Here is a 15275-nt window from a genome sequence, read left to right as displayed (position 1 = left end):
CATGGACCCACGAAGAATCGAGCTCAACCGCAGGCACAGCCGGGAGATGAGTGCGCTGTTCACGCAGTTCCACGAAGCTCATCCCGACATCGAATCCGAGGTCAACGGTGCGCAGATGACTCCGGAACAGGATGCCGAGTGGACGGCATTCAGCGCAGCCCTACTGGCCAAACACCAGGCCGAGCGCGCTGCGCTCGCCGATGTGATCGAAGCCGAGCAGAAGAACACGGGAAGGTAGACGCGATGGAGGCGGCACAGGCAATCTCGTTGGTCGCAGACTGGATCAGGTCGCGTGGACTCGACTACCCGACCGCCGGCCTGGCGGCCGATCGCTTCGACAGGGGCTGGAGCGTGTACGCACCGGTCGAGGTCGACGACAGTGATCCGATGGCGTTCCTGGACATCCCGGTCGGTCGGTCGATCTTCCTGGTGGGCGACTCCGGCCGCATCGAAGAGGTGTCGTCGTCGGTTCCGCCTCAGCAGGCGCGCGACGAGTTCAGCGCTCAGGAGCCCGCGCCCCGGCCCAGTGGTGTCGCGGCCCCCAACGGTGCAGCGCAATCGAACGGTGAGGTCTCCGACGAAGCGGCCTTCATGGCAGAGTTCGAGAAGCAGTTCCGGCTCGCGGCCGCGGAGGACCCGTCGGCGGTAGCCGACTTCACCATCGTCGATGAGCCGCCCGCACCGGTCGACGCGCCGAGCAGCGCGGATGCCGCGGCCGCCGAGGAGGCTTCCCGGCTCATCGACGCGATCGTGCAGCAGCTGGCTCAGCTCGGCCCGGAAGGGTGGGACGAGTTCTCCGCGGTGTTCGCCTTCACCGTCACCTCCCAGATAGCCCAACTGCAATTCTGGGCCCAGGACCGTACCGGCCTGGTCCCGGTGCCGCAGTCGATCGCCGACCTGGTGCGCCAACACCGAGAGGTCTCGGCCCGCATGGGTGCCGGGCCGTGGTGGCGGCTGCTGTTGAACGTAACCAACACCGGCCAGGCAACCGTCGACTACGACTACGGTGACGAGCCGTTCCCGGACGACCAGATCGTGGCGGCCGAGCATTACCGCAACGATCTCGACACCTATCCGCGCAGGCAGGTGCCGGTGTGGTTGGCCGGCTACACCGCCGGGCCCGACGCCCAGGGACGCGACGCCGCTCGGGCTGCTGACGCGGCGGCCGCGGACCAGGCCGCCGGCCGCACTGCTGTGGTCACCGACCAGATCCCGCCGCTTTCCGACCTGTTGGCCCGCTGGGCGGTGCTCTCGGCCGCCTATGCCGGCGTCGGATCGGGTTGGGGTCCACGGATCTACCCCGGCTACGCCTGGTTCGAGAGCGATGCCCGCAGCGGGTCGACTCTGTTTCTGCTTCCTGGCGACCGCGCCGTGCTCTCCGGCGGGAAATGGAATTCCGAGTTGCTCGAGGCTGCCTACAACGGCGGTGGCCCACTGCCCGATCTCTACGGGGGAGCGCCCGCATGGGTCAACGACTCGGTGCTGAACACCCGAAATCGGAATGGGCTGCTGAGTTTCTGCTACTGGTGGGCCAACGGTCAGTGGTATCGCGGCGGCACCGACACTTCCGGCGAACTCGATCTGACCGTGCCAGACATCTGGAGTCCCGACGCCACGGTCACCGCAATGGCAACCCAGACCGGGCCTGGCACGGTGGATCGCTGCCGGGCCCTGTTGGAGGTCGCCACCGAGCGCACCGCCACGGTCGACGACGTCGCGGCAGTATTCGGCGATCGTGACGACGCACAGGTCTATACCGCGGCCAACCAGCTGAGCCTGGCGGGACTGTTGGCTCAATAGCAGCTGAACTCTCGGCGAACAAGGCCGTCTGGCATGGCGGTCTGCGGTAGCGCGCAATAGCGTGAATTGCGATGCTGCATAGAATGTTTCACCGATGGGGGATCGGGTGACCCTGCAGATCCCCGGCCCCCTGCAATGGGTGTCGTACCTGGTCGGATCGCAATGGCCGAAGGGCGACGAAGACGCCATGTTCCGCATCGGCGGTGAATGGGGTGACCGCGCCGAACAGTTGAGAGATCTCATCCCCGAACTGAATCGGATGCGGGCCAGCACCAGTGCCGTCCTGCAGGGCGTCACCGCAGGTACCGCCGACCAGCAGTTCGCGTTGCTGTTCGACGGTGACGCCACCGTCGACAAACTCGCCGATGCCATGGCGGCGCTCGGTGAGCTCGCCGAGAGTACCGGCAAGAACATCGAATACACGAAGTTGCAGATTCTGACATCGCTGGCCATCGCGGCGTTCGAGATCACCTGGGCACTGGCTCAAACCTCGGTGACCTTCGGCGCATCGGCGGCCCAGATCCCGCTCATCGAAGTGAGCACGTCCGCGGCGATCCAGCGCATGGTGATGGTGCTGATGAAGGACGTCATGACCGACCTCGGCAAGGCGATGACGAAGACAACCGTGCACCGGATCATCAAGAAATCCGGAGTCGAGGCGGCCGAAGCCCTCGGGCAGGAACTGTTCATCCAGAACATCCAGCAATCCAAAGGTCATCAGAACGGGTACGACTGGAACCGGCTGGGAACCGTCGCCGTGGCCAACTCCGTCGGCGGTGCCGCCCAGGGCACGGTCAGCATTTATGGCCAGCGCGCACTGGGCGTTTCGGCCGTCAAGGGTGCGGCCGTCGGATACGTCGCCGGCATGTCCAAGAAGGTGACCGGAGCACTGGCCACCGGCGGCGAGATCGACCCGGTTTCCGTCCTCGGATCGGTGCCCACCGCCGTCACCGGCGGAGTGCGGGGCCGAGCCGCGGCACACAGCACCAAGGCTGCGACAGCAGACGGGGGCGGTGCTTCGGCGGCGAGTAGCGGGGGAGACGGGGACTAGACATGGACAACGATGCGGCACGGCATGAACTCATCGATGCGCTGGCACTCGTTCAGGAACAGTTCGCCGATCTCGCCGTGGTCGAGGCGCAGCGGTCAGCTCTGTCCTCGGCGGCCACTCGTGCTGATGGCACTGTCACGGTAACCGTGGACTGCGACGGCGTCGTCATCCACACGGCGGTCAGCGAAACCTATTTGGACGACCACGATCTGGCCGATCTCGGACGACACATCACCGACGCGGCCCAGGATGCCGCCCGCGACATCGAACAGCAGGTGGCGGAATTACTAGCCCCACTGGCCCAGCGGCGTGAGCAGATGCCTTCGCTGTCCGACATCGTCGAGGGTGCTCCCGACATCAGAGATCTGCTGTCGACCCGGGTGGCGGGCCCGCAGGGCCACGACGAACCCGACGACTTCCCCACCGTGAGGAGTGCGCGATGACCGTACCGCTCGGCATCACGCCCGCTGACCTACGAGGGACTGCGCGGTACCTCGCCTACGTCAGCAACGACATGAAAGCAGTGCATTCAGCGCTGATGCAGATGCTCGCCGGAGAAGGCGAAGCCTGGGGGCACGACAAGATCGGCAAGCAGTTCGCCGACGGGGCGAAAGGCTATAAAGCGCAGTTGGATTGGGTCGATGGGTCGATCACCGCGAAGACCGACCTGCTCGACTACTACGCCGACGGCCTCCACACCACCGCTGACGCCCTGGAACAACAAGACAAGCCCTGACGCCTCACTCTGAGCGACCCGGCGTGAACTGCTGCCCAGGGGCCGGACGCACCGGTCCGGGTTGGACAGCCGAGTCGGGCTGCCAGGTGTTACCGCGCTGTGGAATACGGCGCCGGGGCTCAGCCTGGTCGGCCGGTGATCTCTCCTGCTGCTCGGCTTCCTCGTCGGCGCCGACCACCGGAACCGACGCGTCAGCGCCACCGATGACGTCCTTGCCGTTCTTCTTCCGTCGCAAGGCCTTGTTGACCTGGTGGCCCTTCCCGTTCTGATCGCCGGCGCGCTGACCCGCTGCCGGGGCACCTGCTCCGGGGCTGCCCGCGCCCGCACCGAGACCGGCACCGGCCCCGGCCGCCCCAGCGGGCATCTTCGCCGCGGCGGTTGCGGGCGCGCTGCTCGGCAGGCCACTCGGCATGCCGCGCAACGGAACTCCGCCCCCGGCACCTCCTGCGCCCTTGCCGGCCCCGGCGCCGGCGCCGCCGAGCCCTTGGGGCCCCAGGCCGAGGACACCCTCGGGCGGGCCTCCCATCCCTTGCCCCAGCGGGTTCTGGGTGGCGTTCTTGGCGGCATCCATCGCCTGGCCGATCGCGTCCTTGGCGGCGTTGGTCGCGGTATCCATTGCCGACTTGGCGGGATCGGTCAGACTGTCGAGAGCGTCCTTGGTCGGATCAGTGGTGAGATCCTTTTGGTCGATCGGCTTTTGGTCGATGGGTTTGAGCTTGTCGAGGTCTGTCGGTTTGGTGGCGTTCAGTTTGTCGAGAGCCGATTTGTCGAAAGGCTTGATGCCGCTGGGGCCTCCGGGGCCGCCGGGGCTTGGTATGTTGGGGCTGCCCGGACCACCGGGGCTGCCCGGACCGCCCGGGCCACCGGGGGCCGTCGGATCTCCGTACGTTATCGGCGGCAGTGCCGGAAGTTGGGGAAAGTTCTGCGTTGCCGCTTCCACAGCCGGGTTGTACACGTTTTTAAACAGCTGGACGGCTTGTTGGTAGGCATCGATGGAGTTGTTGATTTCTTCGAGTTCTTTGAGGGCATCGGCCGCGGTCACGTAACCGTCATCGTTGTTCCGCAGGTAACCACTACCATCGATGTGGTACCTGGCATTGAAACTATCGATGGCCGAGTTGAGTTCACTCTTGTTGAACTTGCCGTCGTCCAGCAACTGGTCGTTTGGGTGATCGTCCGGGAAATCTCTCTTGATTTGTTCGAACGCCTCCTTCAACACCGTCAGCCGGTTGGCTATGGCGTCTGAAGCTGGCTTGAAATCATTGATCGAACTCGCCGTGACCTGGTGGGATGCCGCTTCGGCCGCCGCGGCACTCTCACCCGACCATTTTCCGGCTATTTCATTGCGGACTGTCTCCTTGAAATCCTCGGAATCCTTCTTCAAGCTGTCCCCACTGGTCTTCCAGTTCGCGGCCAGATTGCTGATCTGCTCGGGGTTGAGCGAATTCTTCTCCCCCTGCATCATGACGAATTCTTTGTCCTCCCAGTTCAGCTTCTGAGGACCCGTGAGTTCGTCTTGGACCTCACGATACGTGCTGTTGTCGGATAACACCTGGTCGAGGTCGCCGAGAAGCTCGCTCCTGGGCTGATATTCGGCGAACTTGTTTTCTTCCCTCAGACCCTTCGACACTTGGACGAAGCCGCCGTCATCGCCGATCAGGGCAGCGCGCTTGGGGTAATTGGAATTCTCGACGAACGCGTTGTCATAGACGGCACCACTGCGGCCCTCTTCGTTGGTGCTCGTGCCCATCGTTGCACCGAGATAATTTCCGAAGCCGCTCATGATGTCCTCAACCCGTTCGTTCGTGCGGTAACTAGTCGTTCTGGTTGGAGCGCATCGCTTCCGCCGCGTGCCGGGCGGTCTCGATGAATGCTGTCGACTGCGTCAACTGGTCGGTCACGTAATCCGTCAACTGCTTGCCGCGACCATCGAAGAGTTTCTCGACGAGACTCGCGAGTGGGTTGGCCGGTGTCCCGAAATAACCAGTGGTTTCGTCGAGGGCGTGCCCCTGGAGAGTTTGGAGGCTTTCCTCGTATGGCTCGAACGCCCGGTTGAGCGTCGAGATCACGGCCGGGTCGAGGTAGAGTTTCTTGTTCGCGGTGTCGGCGTTGAGTCCGGCCCAAGGGTTGGTCATGATGCTCCTCCGTACTGGTCGGTTATGCGGATCCCGATGTCACGCAGTGAGGTTGAATGGCACGGTCACCTCTTTCTCGACGCGAAGGAGGACCGCTGCCGAGTTGACGAAGTTACCGGCGGCGTACAGCAGCACCAGGTCGCCCACCTTGGCGATCTTGTTGTTCATCAGATAGGCGAGGTTGACGCCGAAATCTGAGACGGTCAGATGCCCGAACTGTCCTGCGAAGTCGTAGAGGCCTGGCGCGGGTTGCAGGTGAGTCTGTTTGGCAAGCATGTCCGTGACGTAGCTCGGCTCGATGAAGGACGGGGCGAACCAATCGACGTCATCGGGCTTCAGGCCTGCGCGTTGATAGCACTCCGTCACGGTTCCGACGGCGACCCGAAAGCTGGCTATTGCGTTGTCCCTCACCGTGCCCGGCCCGCGCCGGTCATAGTTCTCCCACCGGTCGATCCAATCCGCCAACGTCGGGAACGTCGGATCATCGATGGCGCCGTCAGCTCTCCCGTGCATCATTCCTTCAGATGGATTGTGTGACCGGGCCGCGACGGAAACGATTCGGGCGAAACCATGATTGCGGTTGAGAAGCGCGCAGAAGCCGCTGTCGCCCAGCAACGAACCCTCGGTCGCCGGGCTGGCGGCATACTCATGCCGGTCGAAGTAGAAGATGCTGTCGCCACCGGTCACCATCGCGTAGTCGCCGGCCCAACCTGCCTGCAGCACCGCGTCGGCAAGCATCAAGCCGTACAGGCCGCCGGAACAGAACTGCCGGATCTCCGTCGCGGAACCCGCGGACGTCCTGCCCAGCACGGACTGTTGGATCGAGTTCTGTATCGGCCAGAAGTGTTCGCCCTGATACAGGGTGCCGCAATGGAATGAGGCCGCCAAGCTTTCGGCTGCCGCGGACAGCGCGGCACCGTCGATCTGACGCCCGGCGGCCTCCACCATTTCGTGAACCGACTGCATCTCCGCTGCCGCGGTCGCGAGATGCATGGGGCGGCCAGCGCTGTCCGTGCCCTCGGGCACGTACACGGAAACGGTGTCAAGGTAGGGCATCGAATTCCCGGTCCGCTCTCTCGGCAGACAGCTTCTCTGCCAAGGCCTCTGACTGTCGCTTCTCGATCTTCTTGAAGACCTGCATCAGATTGGGCACGGTCGCCGGAATGATCTGGAATGAGTTGGTGCCCTCGTTGACCACATAAGCACCGTCGTCGGCGATGTTGATCAGCGTCAGGTGGGTGGCCTCGCGCAGCTGGTAATCCCTGGTGAACTCGGCGGATCCGCTGAGCAGAATCGATCCGGTGATCTTCGCGTCTCGAAGCGCCGAGGTCGGTGTCTGGTCCTCGAGCAGCTCCTCCTTACGAGGATGGGTCCCAGGGTGGTACGCCGGCAGCGCTTCGAGGACCACCTGCGGAAAATCGATGTTCACGCATCCGATGATCTGGACGTCTTCACCGAAGATGAGTTGCTCGCTGGGGTCCTGCGTGATCACCGCGCAATAGCCGGTCGTGCCGATCAATCCGAGCAGACGATAGATCTGCTGCCCCGCGCCGGACTCGATCTGGCCGAATCCCTGCAGAATATAAGCCGGGTAGCGCAAAGCCTCAAGAATGCGAACACGATTCGGGTTCAGGCTCTCGCGTAGCCGTGTCAGCGCCGCTGCGCGGTCGGCTTCGACCTCCGACATGTACGTGCGTCCGCGATGGCGGTAGGACAGCGGGGACGGCAAGCGGTCGAGGCCGAGTGCCTCCCATACGCAACGGAACTCGAGACCGCTCATGAACCACGGTTCGACGCCATGGCGCAGCGGGGCCACCTCATCGGTGATCACGTTGAGCCCCTTTCACTCTCGCTGCCGCGAACGGGATGTGCAAGCGGGCTCGGTGGCGAGATGCCGCCAACCGAGCCCGCTGACGGAGTGCCGCGCTAAAAGCCGCCGGCCAGGTGCCTGTCGAGTGCCGCCGCGTCTTCCTGCGACTGATTGCCACCGGACCGGGTCTGGGTGATCTCGTTGAGGATCGCATCCATCTGCTGCAGGATCTGAGTCTGCTTCTGATGCAGGGTTGCTGCTGCGTCGCCCTCATACACGCCCTGCAGCGCGGCGAATACCTGGCTGACTTCCTCCCGCATCGCGTGCGCGTTGTTGGTCGCTCCCTGGATGTCGTCCAGGGATGCGTAGTTGGCTCCGTACTGGTACCGAATGCTGTCTGTATCCATTGATCAAACCTTTCCTGTGTCCGGGCAGCTGCTAGTCGGCGTCGTGGGTGACAAGCGCGTTGATGTCAGACTTGCCCTTGTCGACGATCTGCTGCAGGTTGTTGATGACGTAGTTGAAGTCCTCGTGGTGCTGGGTCATGATTCCGCGGAACTTGGCGGCTTTGCCGCCCGTCCACGAGCTGGCCGTCATGGCCTCGGTCTGGTCGAGGATCTGGGAAGCCAGCCGCCGGACATCCATCATCTGTTTGTCGATGTTTTCGATCTTGCTCTGAGCTTCCGCAGGCGTCAGATGGAGCGTCATGCTTTACCTCTCTTTGTCATACCCGGCACGAATTGCCGGAGGTCTGTTGAGAACTCGCTGGTGAACACGGAGCGGATCTAGCAGTCCCCCCATCTGTAGCCGGACAGCTCGACAAGCTGGCCGATGGCCTGCTTGATCGTGTGGTCCGACCCCGGCTTCAGGGTGGTCCACAACTGGCCAGTGGGCGAGGCGCTCGGTGCGGCCACGATCCGTCCACGCTTGGTGTAGAAAATCCCGACCGCCCCGGGCGTGCGCGAGATCCGGTCGAGGTCGTCGTCAAGCGCTTGGTAGACGATCTCGGCGAACGCCAAGCGCGACGCGAGCGCCGCTCCCAACGTCATCGCGGAGCGCGTGTCGGCTCCCAGCGCCCGGACCTGGTCGGACAACGCGGTGCAATCATGCGTGTCCGACAGGGCCTGGGCGGCCTCGGTGAGCGGGGCACCGACCGGAGAGAAATCGGCGGGAGTGGATGCCGGGAGCCGCCGGAGCAATGAACTACCGGCACTGGACAGGCTCGCGCCGTCGTCGATCAGGTCCAGGGTGATCTCGTCACGGACTCGACAAGCCGAGACGCATTGCGCTCCATACCGAACCACCGCGACGCGAGCCAGGCCATCGGGGGTCACCAGGCGCATTGCGAGCTCGCGGTCGGGCCGTTGCAGTGACTGCACCACTGCGGCGAGTTCCGTTCCGACTTCGCCGGCCGACAGCAGGCCGCGCTCGGTCAGGCTCCGGGAGGCCTCGCCCATGGCCTCGGCCCGTGCCGTCTGTGTGGGGTGGCGTGACCGCAGGTTCAGCACCACCGGCAGGGCCTGGACACCGAGACGCGCTGCCAGAACGTGCAGTTCGTCATCGGTGACGGCGAACTGCGGAGCGAGCGAGGCCGTCATATGTTGAGCCCCCGGTCGACACCGATCACCGGGGGAGTGACCCAACCGTTGTCCACCGCTTCGAGCGTGCGCTCCGGTTCATCGGCGAAGCCCTCGCCTGCGGGTGCCTCGGGGGCGGTGAACTCGTCGAACACCGCGGTGTCAGGACCCCAACTGACATTCGACACCATGAACGGTGCGTCGTTCTGCTGCGCGGCTGGAAGCCAGGATTGTCCGGCGTCGGAAACTCCCGCCCCCGGCTCGCCCGCACCGTCCAAGGTCGCCGCGGGTTGCACCGATTCGTACTCGCGTTGCTGATCACCGCGCCCCATGGCACCCATCGGCGCATAGGGCGCCCCATGCATCCCGCCCGCTCCCGCGGCTCCACCTGACCCGGCGAATCCGGTCTTCTGCAGAGCCTTTGGATCAGCGCTGGACTTGATGCCGGGGGCCAACATCGGGGCAAGGGGTGGTGGAGGCACCGCTGCAGCACCCCCGGCGGATCCACCGCCCCCGCCGGCGCCGCCTTCGCCACCCTGTTCGGCCTTGAGCGCATTGCCTTTTGACACCTGCGGGGGTAGGGGTTGTTCCCACGGCTGGGCCAGGGGAGCAGCCGCCTCCTCGTACTGTTGCATGACGGCCGCCGCGTTGGCCTGGTCAGCGGTGGCGGCCGCGTCGAACTCGGCGAACGACCCGGTCAGCACGGCCCCGTTGTACGCGGCCAGCGAGGCCATCATGTCCTGGGCGGTCTTCGCCTCGACGGCCTCTGACACACTGGGCATCGCCAGAACCGCCACGGTGTTGGCGACTGCGGCTTCCTCGGCGCGTTGACCGTTGCCCGCGGCGCTGAGGCTGATTGCCTGTAGCCACCGACCGAACTCCTCCAGGCGCCGTGCCGCAGCGTCGGAGGCCTGGCTGTCCCAGGCAGTCCGCAGGCGTGCCACCAGTTTGTCGAAATCGACGGAGATGTTTGCCAATTCGTTGGCCACGCGGATCCAGGCCGCACCGGCTCCGCCGACCGACGCCGGGCCGGGTCCCTCGGTGAGGTCGCGAGCAAGCTGCTCGGTGCTGCGCGACTCCCACGCAACGTCGGTGAACCCCACGCCCGGAAACCTCCCCTCGTCGACAGAAATCAGATGGTCGTGTGGATGATCAGCCGGCGAAGTCCTCGGAAGCGGCGATGTTGGACGAGTGGCCGCGCAGCGTGGCTGCCACTTCGTGAATCTCGGTCATTCCCTGATCGGCGGAGGTACCGAACGAAGCGTGGACCTCGTTGAGGGTCTGGGCAATTCGTTGCGAGACCTCGTCGCGGGCCGACGGTGTCACGGTGAGGTTGGGTGCCTCGTCGGTCATCACCCGCTGGACGCGGTTGGCGAGCTCGTCGAGCTGATTGCTGATCTCCTGGACCTCGGCGGGCTGAATGGACATACCGGGGTTGTCGGCCATGACGGTTCTCCTAACGGGCTGGCTAGATCCGGAGTTCGACGTCCGGGGTCTGATACGGGTCGGCCTCCCCGAGGACCGGGGGCGCCGCAGTGCCGAGATCGCCGACGATCTCGCTGCCTTGGTCGGTGGTGTGCAGGAACGATGCCGATGTGTGGTTGTTGCTCGATGAGGCATTCGCGCCCTGGCCGGCGCCCATCGCCCCCATGGGTGCGCCTCCCATCATGCCCGGCCCTGCACCACTCATCCGCGGTGCAGCTGATTGCGCTGGGGCACTGGTACTTTCCGCTTGCAGCATGGATGACATCGGTAGCGAGCGAGGCACTGCTGCGCCGCCGATCCCTCCGCCGGCACCGCCGACGCCCATTCCTGCTCCCCCGATCGCGGGGCCGCCCTCGGCGTCGGCGGCTTCGGCAGCGTCCGGTTCCATCGGGTCGATCGCGGGATTCGCGGCGGCCTGACTGGCCGCCGACGCTGCGCCGGTCCCCGCCTGAACGCCTGCCTCGGCACCTTTCATCGCCATCGGCATCAGCGAGGCCAGCCCGGCCAGTGACGAGGCACCCTCAGGTGCGGCGGTGATGCCGACCGGCGCACCGGCCGCGGTGACCTGGGCGGCCTGTGTCGCCAACGAAGCCTGCAGTTCGGTCATCACCTCGGCCGTGGTGGCAATTGCCTTGTTGGCCGCGGCGATTGCCGCTGCCCAGCCCCACGGAAAGATGATCATGGGCCCGATGGCCGCGATCGTCGCGGCGAATTCGGTGATGATCTCGATGAGCCTGACCCTGGCCTGGCCGACGTTGGCGGCGGCCGCGGTCAGGCTGCTGCCGAGGGCATCGGATTGGGCGCTGACCTCGGCCCCATCGGTGATCGCGGACGTGGTCTTGGCTGCAGCGGCCGTGCCGGACGCCCCCTGCCAGGCATCGCCCACTGAACTGACCGACTTCGACATGGAGCCACCGGTCGACTGGAGCATCTTGGAGATGGCCGGTAGCACCGTCGTCGGATCGACCCCTTCGAACATGCCGCTGCCCAACGTGCTGAGTGCGTCGGTGACGGGGCTGATCAGTGCGCTCGGGTCCATGGGATTGGCGGGCGGCTGCTGTTCGGGCTGGCCTTCGGGTGGCGGTTCTTCTGCCGGCTTTTGATCTGCAATTGGCGGCAAACCCAGGCGCTCGAGAATCTGCCGCACTGGCAAATTCAGAAAGTCTTGCAGGTTCAGTTCTTGAGCAGCGATAACCGGTGTGGCGTCGTAGCCGGGAACGTGTTGAGCTAGCTGGCCAACCGGGGTTACCGGCTGGGGAGGCAACACTGTGGGCATATGGCGTCGGGCCTAGGCGTTGTCGTTCGACAGGACGGCGGACCGGGCGCCTTCGGTGGCGACGCCGGTAGCGGCATGTATCCCGCCCACCAGCAGCGTGCCGGCCAGATTATGAGCCTGAGCTGGTCCGAATGCCGCCAGATAGACCGCTCCGATGGGACCGAGCGCAGCCGCCGCTGACATCAGCATGGCCGCGGAGTCGGCCGAACCGGCGGTGGTGATCGCGGCTCCGGCCGCTTCGTTGGCAGCGGAAAAGGCGGCCATGCCCGAAGGTTGGGCGGCGAAAATGTCGCTCATCGTGCTAATACCTTTCCAGCTGGAAGCGGAGCTGTGTGGGCACGAGACCAATAAACTATAGCGGCGCGAACCGCTTGCAGCTATTTGTATTTCGGGCCGAATAACGGTGCGTGAATCGTTCGTTTTGGTAATTAGAAGAACTGAGAGAATTGCTGGTCGCGGTGATTCCGGCGGGAGCGTTGGGTGCCTGGCAGTGGTACCGCGCAGGCCAGGCCCGGCCCGTTGGTCACAGTGGCGGAGGCGGCCCTGTTTGCCCGCGCGGTCGGCGATGGGGCGCGAGTGGAATGTGGTGTGCCGGCAACGGATCCGCACTCGTATCCGATCGACCTTGAGAAACGCCATGTGCCGTAACCGGTTTCGAATATCGGCAGCGAACGTCAATTAGTGCCGTCCATGGTGGGCTGGCAGGGGGGAACCCGGCGTGGTCTCGAATGAGCGAACTTCGGCCGGCTATCGTGGTGGCAACGAGCCGCTAACCCCCCGGTTCGAAAGTGCTGCCATCCCAACGTGTCAGCGGCGCCTGCTGGAGCTCCTGCATCCGCTGCGCGAACTCCTGGGACAGAAACTGCTGGCGGGAAGTGGCCACCTGCGCGGCGGCACCGGCGGTTTCGACGATCAGTTTGGCCAGTGCGTCGGCACCCAACTTGTGCGCAGCGGGTCCGAGCCACAGCCCGGTCATCGCACCCAAGCCGTCGACCTCGGCACTGACGTTGCCGTCACGACTGGTGACGCGCGCCGAAATCGATTGGCAGTGCTCATCCATGGCCTGCACGAGATCACGCTGCTTGCGGATGCGGCCGATCAGCGAGTCGGCAAGACCGCTCATACCGACCTGCCCCAGGTCGTCGGAAGACCGTCCTCGTCGCCGAGTACCTCGTCCTCTGCGCGGGCCAACTCGTCTTCGGTCGCCAGCTTCAGCGGATCGATCACCGAAGCGCTGTAACCCTTTTCGACCAGCTCACGCCTGCGCTCGACCTGAGCGCGGGCCGCCGACAACCGGCACAGTGCCACGATCTCGTCGGCCAACTGCGCAGGCGGCTTCTGCAACTCGACGGGGTCGAGGCGGAGCGCGACGGGCAGACCGCGTTCGGTGGTGCGCACCGAAATCGTTCCGCCAGCTGACTGCACCGGCTGTGCCATTCTGCTCAACTTAGTACACTCGCGGGCGAATCGCGGCTGACCGTGTAGTGAGGAGATGTGTCACCTCCGATGAGTGGATCCACCGATGCGCAGCGGGTTTTCGATGCCGGAGTGCTGTCGCTCGGCATTCCCATCGACGGGCTGGAGACTGAGCGCGACCTGCCGTACGCCGCGCTGGCGTTCCGGCGGGCCACAGAATACGACCCGGATATGTGCGACGCGTGGCTCGGCCGCGCAGCCACCGGCGACACCAGCCCCGAGGTCGTCTACCACCTGTACCGAACCAGCACACTCTCGTTGTTCCGCGAGCAGCGCCGACTCGGCCTACCGCAACGAGCGCTGAGCGGGCGCTTCCAGACCGGGCTGTACCTCGACTATCCGTTGAGTACCAAGACCGAGATGTGGCTTGCCTACGCGGCCAGCATGATTGGCGCCAAAGATTTCGACGAGGCTGAGCAGGTGCTCGACAAGCTGGAACAGGTCACGACGGCGCACGACGGCGACACCGGTGAGATCCGGGCCTACATTCGCGGCGTACTGCACTTCACCACCCAGCGCTGGCCGGACGTCCTCAGCGCGCTGAGCAAGTCGGGATCGTTCACCGACAGCTACATCGGCGCAGGCGCCGATCTGATGGTCGGATCGGCCTGCGCGCAGATGGGCCTGTTCGGGGAGGGCATCCGCCGGCTCGACCGGGCAATCGAAGGTCCGGTCCCCGGAGCGCGACGGGCAGCGGAGTTCTGCAAAGGGCTGACCCTGCGGGAGATGGGCGAAGAGCAGGACGCCCGGGTGATCTTCGAACGGATCTACAGCGAGGATCCCGGATTCGAGGCGAACGCAGCGGCCCTGGCCGATCCGAAGTACCGCCTGGTGATCACGTCGAAAGAGATCGTCGACTCGCGCTCCGAGCGCTGGGACCCGGCCAGCGTGCCGTCCGCGGAAGACCTGATGGCCGAGGACCTGTCAGAGCGTGGCAACGAATACCTGCGGGCAGCGCAAGAGGAACTGGACCGGCAGATCGGCTTGTCGGAGGTCAAACTTCAAGTCGCCAAACTGAAATCGGCGGCGATGCTGGCAAAGGTCCGTGGTGACAAGGGTCTCAGTTCCGCAGCGCGCAGCCTGCACCTGGCATTCACCGGACCGCCCGGAACCGGCAAGACCACGATCGCCCGGGTGGTGGCGCAGACGTACTGCGGGCTGGGATTGCTGCGCACGCCGAACATCGTGGAGGCCAAACGGCACGACTTCGTCGGCCAGCATCTCGGCAGCACCGCGATCAAGACGACCGCGCTGATCGACTCGGCGATGGACGGGGTGCTGTTCATCGACGAGGCCTACACATTGATCCAGACCGGGCTGTCCGGCGGCGACGCCTTCGGCCGGGAAGCGGTCGACACCCTGCTGGCCCGGATGGAGAACGACCGTGACCGCCTGGTCGTGATCATCGCCGGTTATGACGCCGAGATCGATCGCTTCCTGGCTTCCAACGACGGTCTGGCGTCACGGTTCACCAAGCGAATCCGGTTCGGCTCGTACGGTCCTCATGAACTCGGAGACATCGGAAAGCTGGTCGCCCGCACCAGGGACTCGGAACTTTCGGAGGCCGCCTACGACGAGCTGGTCAGTTCGTGTGTCGCGCTGTGCCAGAGCGAGGCCCTCGACCAATCGGGGCAGCTGCGCCCCGGGATCGATCTGGCCGGCAACGGCCGCTTCGTGCGCAACGTGATCGAGGCGGCCGAAGAGGAACGCGAATACCGGCTCAGCGAGGTCCACGGTACGAACCTGTCGGAGCTGGACGAGGCGCAGTTGATGCGGATCGAATTGCCCGATATGCAGGCGGCGCTCAAACAGGTACTCGGCATGACGGCATCGAGCTGACGGAGGGAAGTAGCCATGAACGACCGCGATGACGAGCGGCTCACGCTCGGCCCGCCGGAGCAGACCCCGTTCACATCCATCACGCCGGAA

The 15275-nt window shown here is 65.0% G+C and carries 19 protein-coding genes; 6 read left to right on the top strand and 13 right to left on the bottom strand.

Translation table 11 applies throughout. The features are described from left to right. Position 1 precedes the first annotated feature (1 nt). The 5 genes from BKG60_RS00955 (at position 2) to BKG60_RS00935 (ending at position 3587) form a co-directional block, all read left to right on the top strand. Entirely contained in the window at positions 2 to 238 is a 237-nt protein-coding gene (locus BKG60_RS00955; protein WP_075909000.1) for a hypothetical protein, read from the top strand. Between the two features lie 5 nt (positions 239 to 243). Then, entirely contained in the window at positions 244 to 1800 is a 1557-nt protein-coding gene (locus tag BKG60_RS32255) for a hypothetical protein (RefSeq protein ID WP_075908999.1), read from the top strand. A 94-nt stretch (positions 1801 to 1894) separates the two neighbouring features. Continuing rightward, entirely contained in the window at positions 1895 to 2851 is a 957-nt protein-coding gene (locus BKG60_RS00945; RefSeq protein ID WP_131823360.1) for a WXG100-like domain-containing protein, read from the top strand. A 2-nt stretch (positions 2852 to 2853) separates the two neighbouring features. Next, positions 2854 to 3294 (top strand): YbaB/EbfC family nucleoid-associated protein, encoded by a 441-nt coding sequence (locus tag BKG60_RS00940; RefSeq protein ID WP_070943792.1) that lies wholly within the window; start codon positions 2854 to 2856, stop codon positions 3292 to 3294. Beyond that, entirely contained in the window at positions 3291 to 3587 is a 297-nt protein-coding gene (locus tag BKG60_RS00935; protein ID WP_070943793.1) for a WXG100 family type VII secretion target, read from the top strand. The genes BKG60_RS00940 and BKG60_RS00935 overlap by 4 nt, the downstream gene beginning before the upstream one ends. A 4-nt stretch (positions 3588 to 3591) precedes the next feature. Here the strand turns inward: BKG60_RS00935 and BKG60_RS32655 are convergent, their stop codons facing one another. The 13 genes from BKG60_RS32655 to BKG60_RS00870 form a co-directional block, all read right to left on the bottom strand. Then, positions 3592 to 5370, bottom strand: coding sequence for a hypothetical protein (locus BKG60_RS32655; RefSeq protein ID WP_075908998.1), 1779 nt, complete (start codon positions 5368 to 5370; stop codon positions 3592 to 3594). Positions 5371 to 5401: 31 nt separating this feature from the next. Continuing rightward, on the bottom strand, positions 5402 to 5722 hold the full coding sequence (locus BKG60_RS00925; RefSeq protein ID WP_070943795.1) for a hypothetical protein: 321 nt from the start codon (positions 5720 to 5722) through the stop codon (positions 5402 to 5404). 39 nt (positions 5723 to 5761) lie between these two features. Beyond that, the gene (locus tag BKG60_RS00920) at positions 5762 to 6715 is read right to left on the bottom strand and encodes a 3-oxoacyl-[acyl-carrier-protein] synthase III C-terminal domain-containing protein (RefSeq protein ID WP_165617743.1); all 954 of its coding nucleotides are present in this window, start codon (positions 6713 to 6715) and stop codon (positions 5762 to 5764) included. A gap of 49 nt (positions 6716 to 6764) precedes the next feature. Next, positions 6765 to 7553: an ESX secretion-associated protein EspG gene (locus BKG60_RS00915; RefSeq protein WP_075908997.1), complete on the bottom strand. Its 789-nt coding sequence runs from the start codon at positions 7551 to 7553 to the stop codon at positions 6765 to 6767. Positions 7554 to 7648: 95 nt separating this feature from the next. Continuing rightward, a complete protein-coding gene (locus BKG60_RS00910; RefSeq protein WP_070943798.1) occupies positions 7649 to 7939 on the bottom strand; it encodes a hypothetical protein in 291 nt (96 codons plus the stop codon). A gap of 31 nt (positions 7940 to 7970) precedes the next feature. Then, positions 7971 to 8240, bottom strand: a complete 270-nt coding sequence (locus BKG60_RS00905) for a WXG100 family type VII secretion target (protein ID WP_070943799.1) — start codon at positions 8238 to 8240, stop codon at positions 7971 to 7973. 77 nt (positions 8241 to 8317) lie between these two features. Continuing rightward, the gene (locus BKG60_RS00900; RefSeq protein ID WP_075908996.1) at positions 8318 to 9130 is read right to left on the bottom strand and encodes an ESX secretion-associated protein EspG; all 813 of its coding nucleotides are present in this window, start codon (positions 9128 to 9130) and stop codon (positions 8318 to 8320) included. Beyond that, positions 9127 to 10212 carry a PPE domain-containing protein gene (locus tag BKG60_RS00895; RefSeq protein WP_070943801.1) on the bottom strand — a complete coding sequence of 362 codons (1086 nt, stop codon included), beginning with the start codon at positions 10210 to 10212 and terminating at the stop codon, positions 9127 to 9129. The genes BKG60_RS00900 and BKG60_RS00895 overlap by 4 nt, the downstream gene beginning before the upstream one ends. 49 nt (positions 10213 to 10261) lie before the next feature. After that, entirely contained in the window at positions 10262 to 10555 is a 294-nt protein-coding gene (locus tag BKG60_RS00890) for a PE domain-containing protein (protein ID WP_070943802.1), read from the bottom strand. A 22-nt stretch (positions 10556 to 10577) separates the two neighbouring features. Beyond that, positions 10578 to 11741 (bottom strand): hypothetical protein, encoded by a 1164-nt coding sequence (locus tag BKG60_RS31810; RefSeq protein ID WP_070943803.1) that lies wholly within the window; start codon positions 11739 to 11741, stop codon positions 10578 to 10580. 141 nt (positions 11742 to 11882) lie between these two features. Next, positions 11883 to 12167 (bottom strand): hypothetical protein, encoded by a 285-nt coding sequence (locus BKG60_RS00880; RefSeq protein WP_070943804.1) that lies wholly within the window; start codon positions 12165 to 12167, stop codon positions 11883 to 11885. 472 nt (positions 12168 to 12639) lie between these two features. Beyond that, positions 12640 to 12993: a YbaB/EbfC family nucleoid-associated protein gene (locus tag BKG60_RS00875; protein WP_070943805.1), complete on the bottom strand. Its 354-nt coding sequence runs from the start codon at positions 12991 to 12993 to the stop codon at positions 12640 to 12642. After that, entirely contained in the window at positions 12990 to 13307 is a 318-nt protein-coding gene (locus tag BKG60_RS00870) for a hypothetical protein (protein WP_070943806.1), read from the bottom strand. The genes BKG60_RS00875 and BKG60_RS00870 overlap by 4 nt, the downstream gene beginning before the upstream one ends. 69 nt (positions 13308 to 13376) lie before the next feature. Between BKG60_RS00870 and eccA the strand changes: the two genes are divergently transcribed. Then, positions 13377 to 15185, top strand: a complete 1809-nt coding sequence (gene eccA, locus BKG60_RS00865) for a type VII secretion AAA-ATPase EccA (protein WP_070943807.1) — start codon at positions 13377 to 13379, stop codon at positions 15183 to 15185. The last annotated feature ends 90 nt before the right edge of the window (positions 15186 to 15275 follow it).

Origin of the sequence: Mycobacterium syngnathidarum, from assembly GCF_001942625.1 — a bacterium.
Lineage (GTDB): Bacteria > Actinomycetota > Actinomycetes > Mycobacteriales > Mycobacteriaceae > Mycobacterium > Mycobacterium syngnathidarum.
This window is presented reverse-complemented; position numbering and strand designations above follow the sequence as displayed.

Excerpts from the sequence above, each read along its gene's own strand:
- BKG60_RS00955 (WP_075909000.1), top strand. The coding sequence starts at position 2 with ATGGACCCACGAAGAATCGAGCTCAACCGCAGGCACAGCCGGGAGATG.
- BKG60_RS32255 (WP_075908999.1), top strand. The coding sequence starts at position 244 with ATGGAGGCGGCACAGGCAATCTCGTTGGTCGCAGACTGGATCAGGTCG.
- BKG60_RS00945 (WP_131823360.1), top strand. The coding sequence starts at position 1,895 with ATGGGGGATCGGGTGACCCTGCAGATCCCCGGCCCCCTGCAATGGGTG.
- BKG60_RS00940 (WP_070943792.1), top strand. The coding sequence starts at position 2,854 with ATGGACAACGATGCGGCACGGCATGAACTCATCGATGCGCTGGCACTC.
- BKG60_RS00935 (WP_070943793.1), top strand. The coding sequence starts at position 3,291 with ATGACCGTACCGCTCGGCATCACGCCCGCTGACCTACGAGGGACTGCG.
- BKG60_RS32655 (WP_075908998.1), bottom strand. The coding sequence starts at position 5,370 with ATGAGCGGCTTCGGAAATTATCTCGGTGCAACGATGGGCACGAGCACC.
- BKG60_RS00925 (WP_070943795.1), bottom strand. The coding sequence starts at position 5,722 with ATGACCAACCCTTGGGCCGGACTCAACGCCGACACCGCGAACAAGAAA.
- BKG60_RS00920 (WP_165617743.1), bottom strand. The coding sequence starts at position 6,715 with ATGCATCTCGCGACCGCGGCAGCGGAGATGCAGTCGGTTCACGAAATG.
- BKG60_RS00910 (WP_070943798.1), bottom strand. The coding sequence starts at position 7,939 with ATGGATACAGACAGCATTCGGTACCAGTACGGAGCCAACTACGCATCC.
- BKG60_RS00905 (WP_070943799.1), bottom strand. The coding sequence starts at position 8,240 with ATGACGCTCCATCTGACGCCTGCGGAAGCTCAGAGCAAGATCGAAAAC.
- BKG60_RS00900 (WP_075908996.1), bottom strand. The coding sequence starts at position 9,130 with ATGACGGCCTCGCTCGCTCCGCAGTTCGCCGTCACCGATGACGAACTG.
- BKG60_RS00890 (WP_070943802.1), bottom strand. The coding sequence starts at position 10,555 with ATGGCCGACAACCCCGGTATGTCCATTCAGCCCGCCGAGGTCCAGGAG.
- BKG60_RS00880 (WP_070943804.1), bottom strand. The coding sequence starts at position 12,167 with ATGAGCGACATTTTCGCCGCCCAACCTTCGGGCATGGCCGCCTTTTCC.
- BKG60_RS00875 (WP_070943805.1), bottom strand. The coding sequence starts at position 12,993 with ATGAGCGGTCTTGCCGACTCGCTGATCGGCCGCATCCGCAAGCAGCGT.
- BKG60_RS00870 (WP_070943806.1), bottom strand. The coding sequence starts at position 13,307 with ATGGCACAGCCGGTGCAGTCAGCTGGCGGAACGATTTCGGTGCGCACC.
- eccA (WP_070943807.1), top strand. The coding sequence starts at position 13,377 with ATGAGTGGATCCACCGATGCGCAGCGGGTTTTCGATGCCGGAGTGCTG.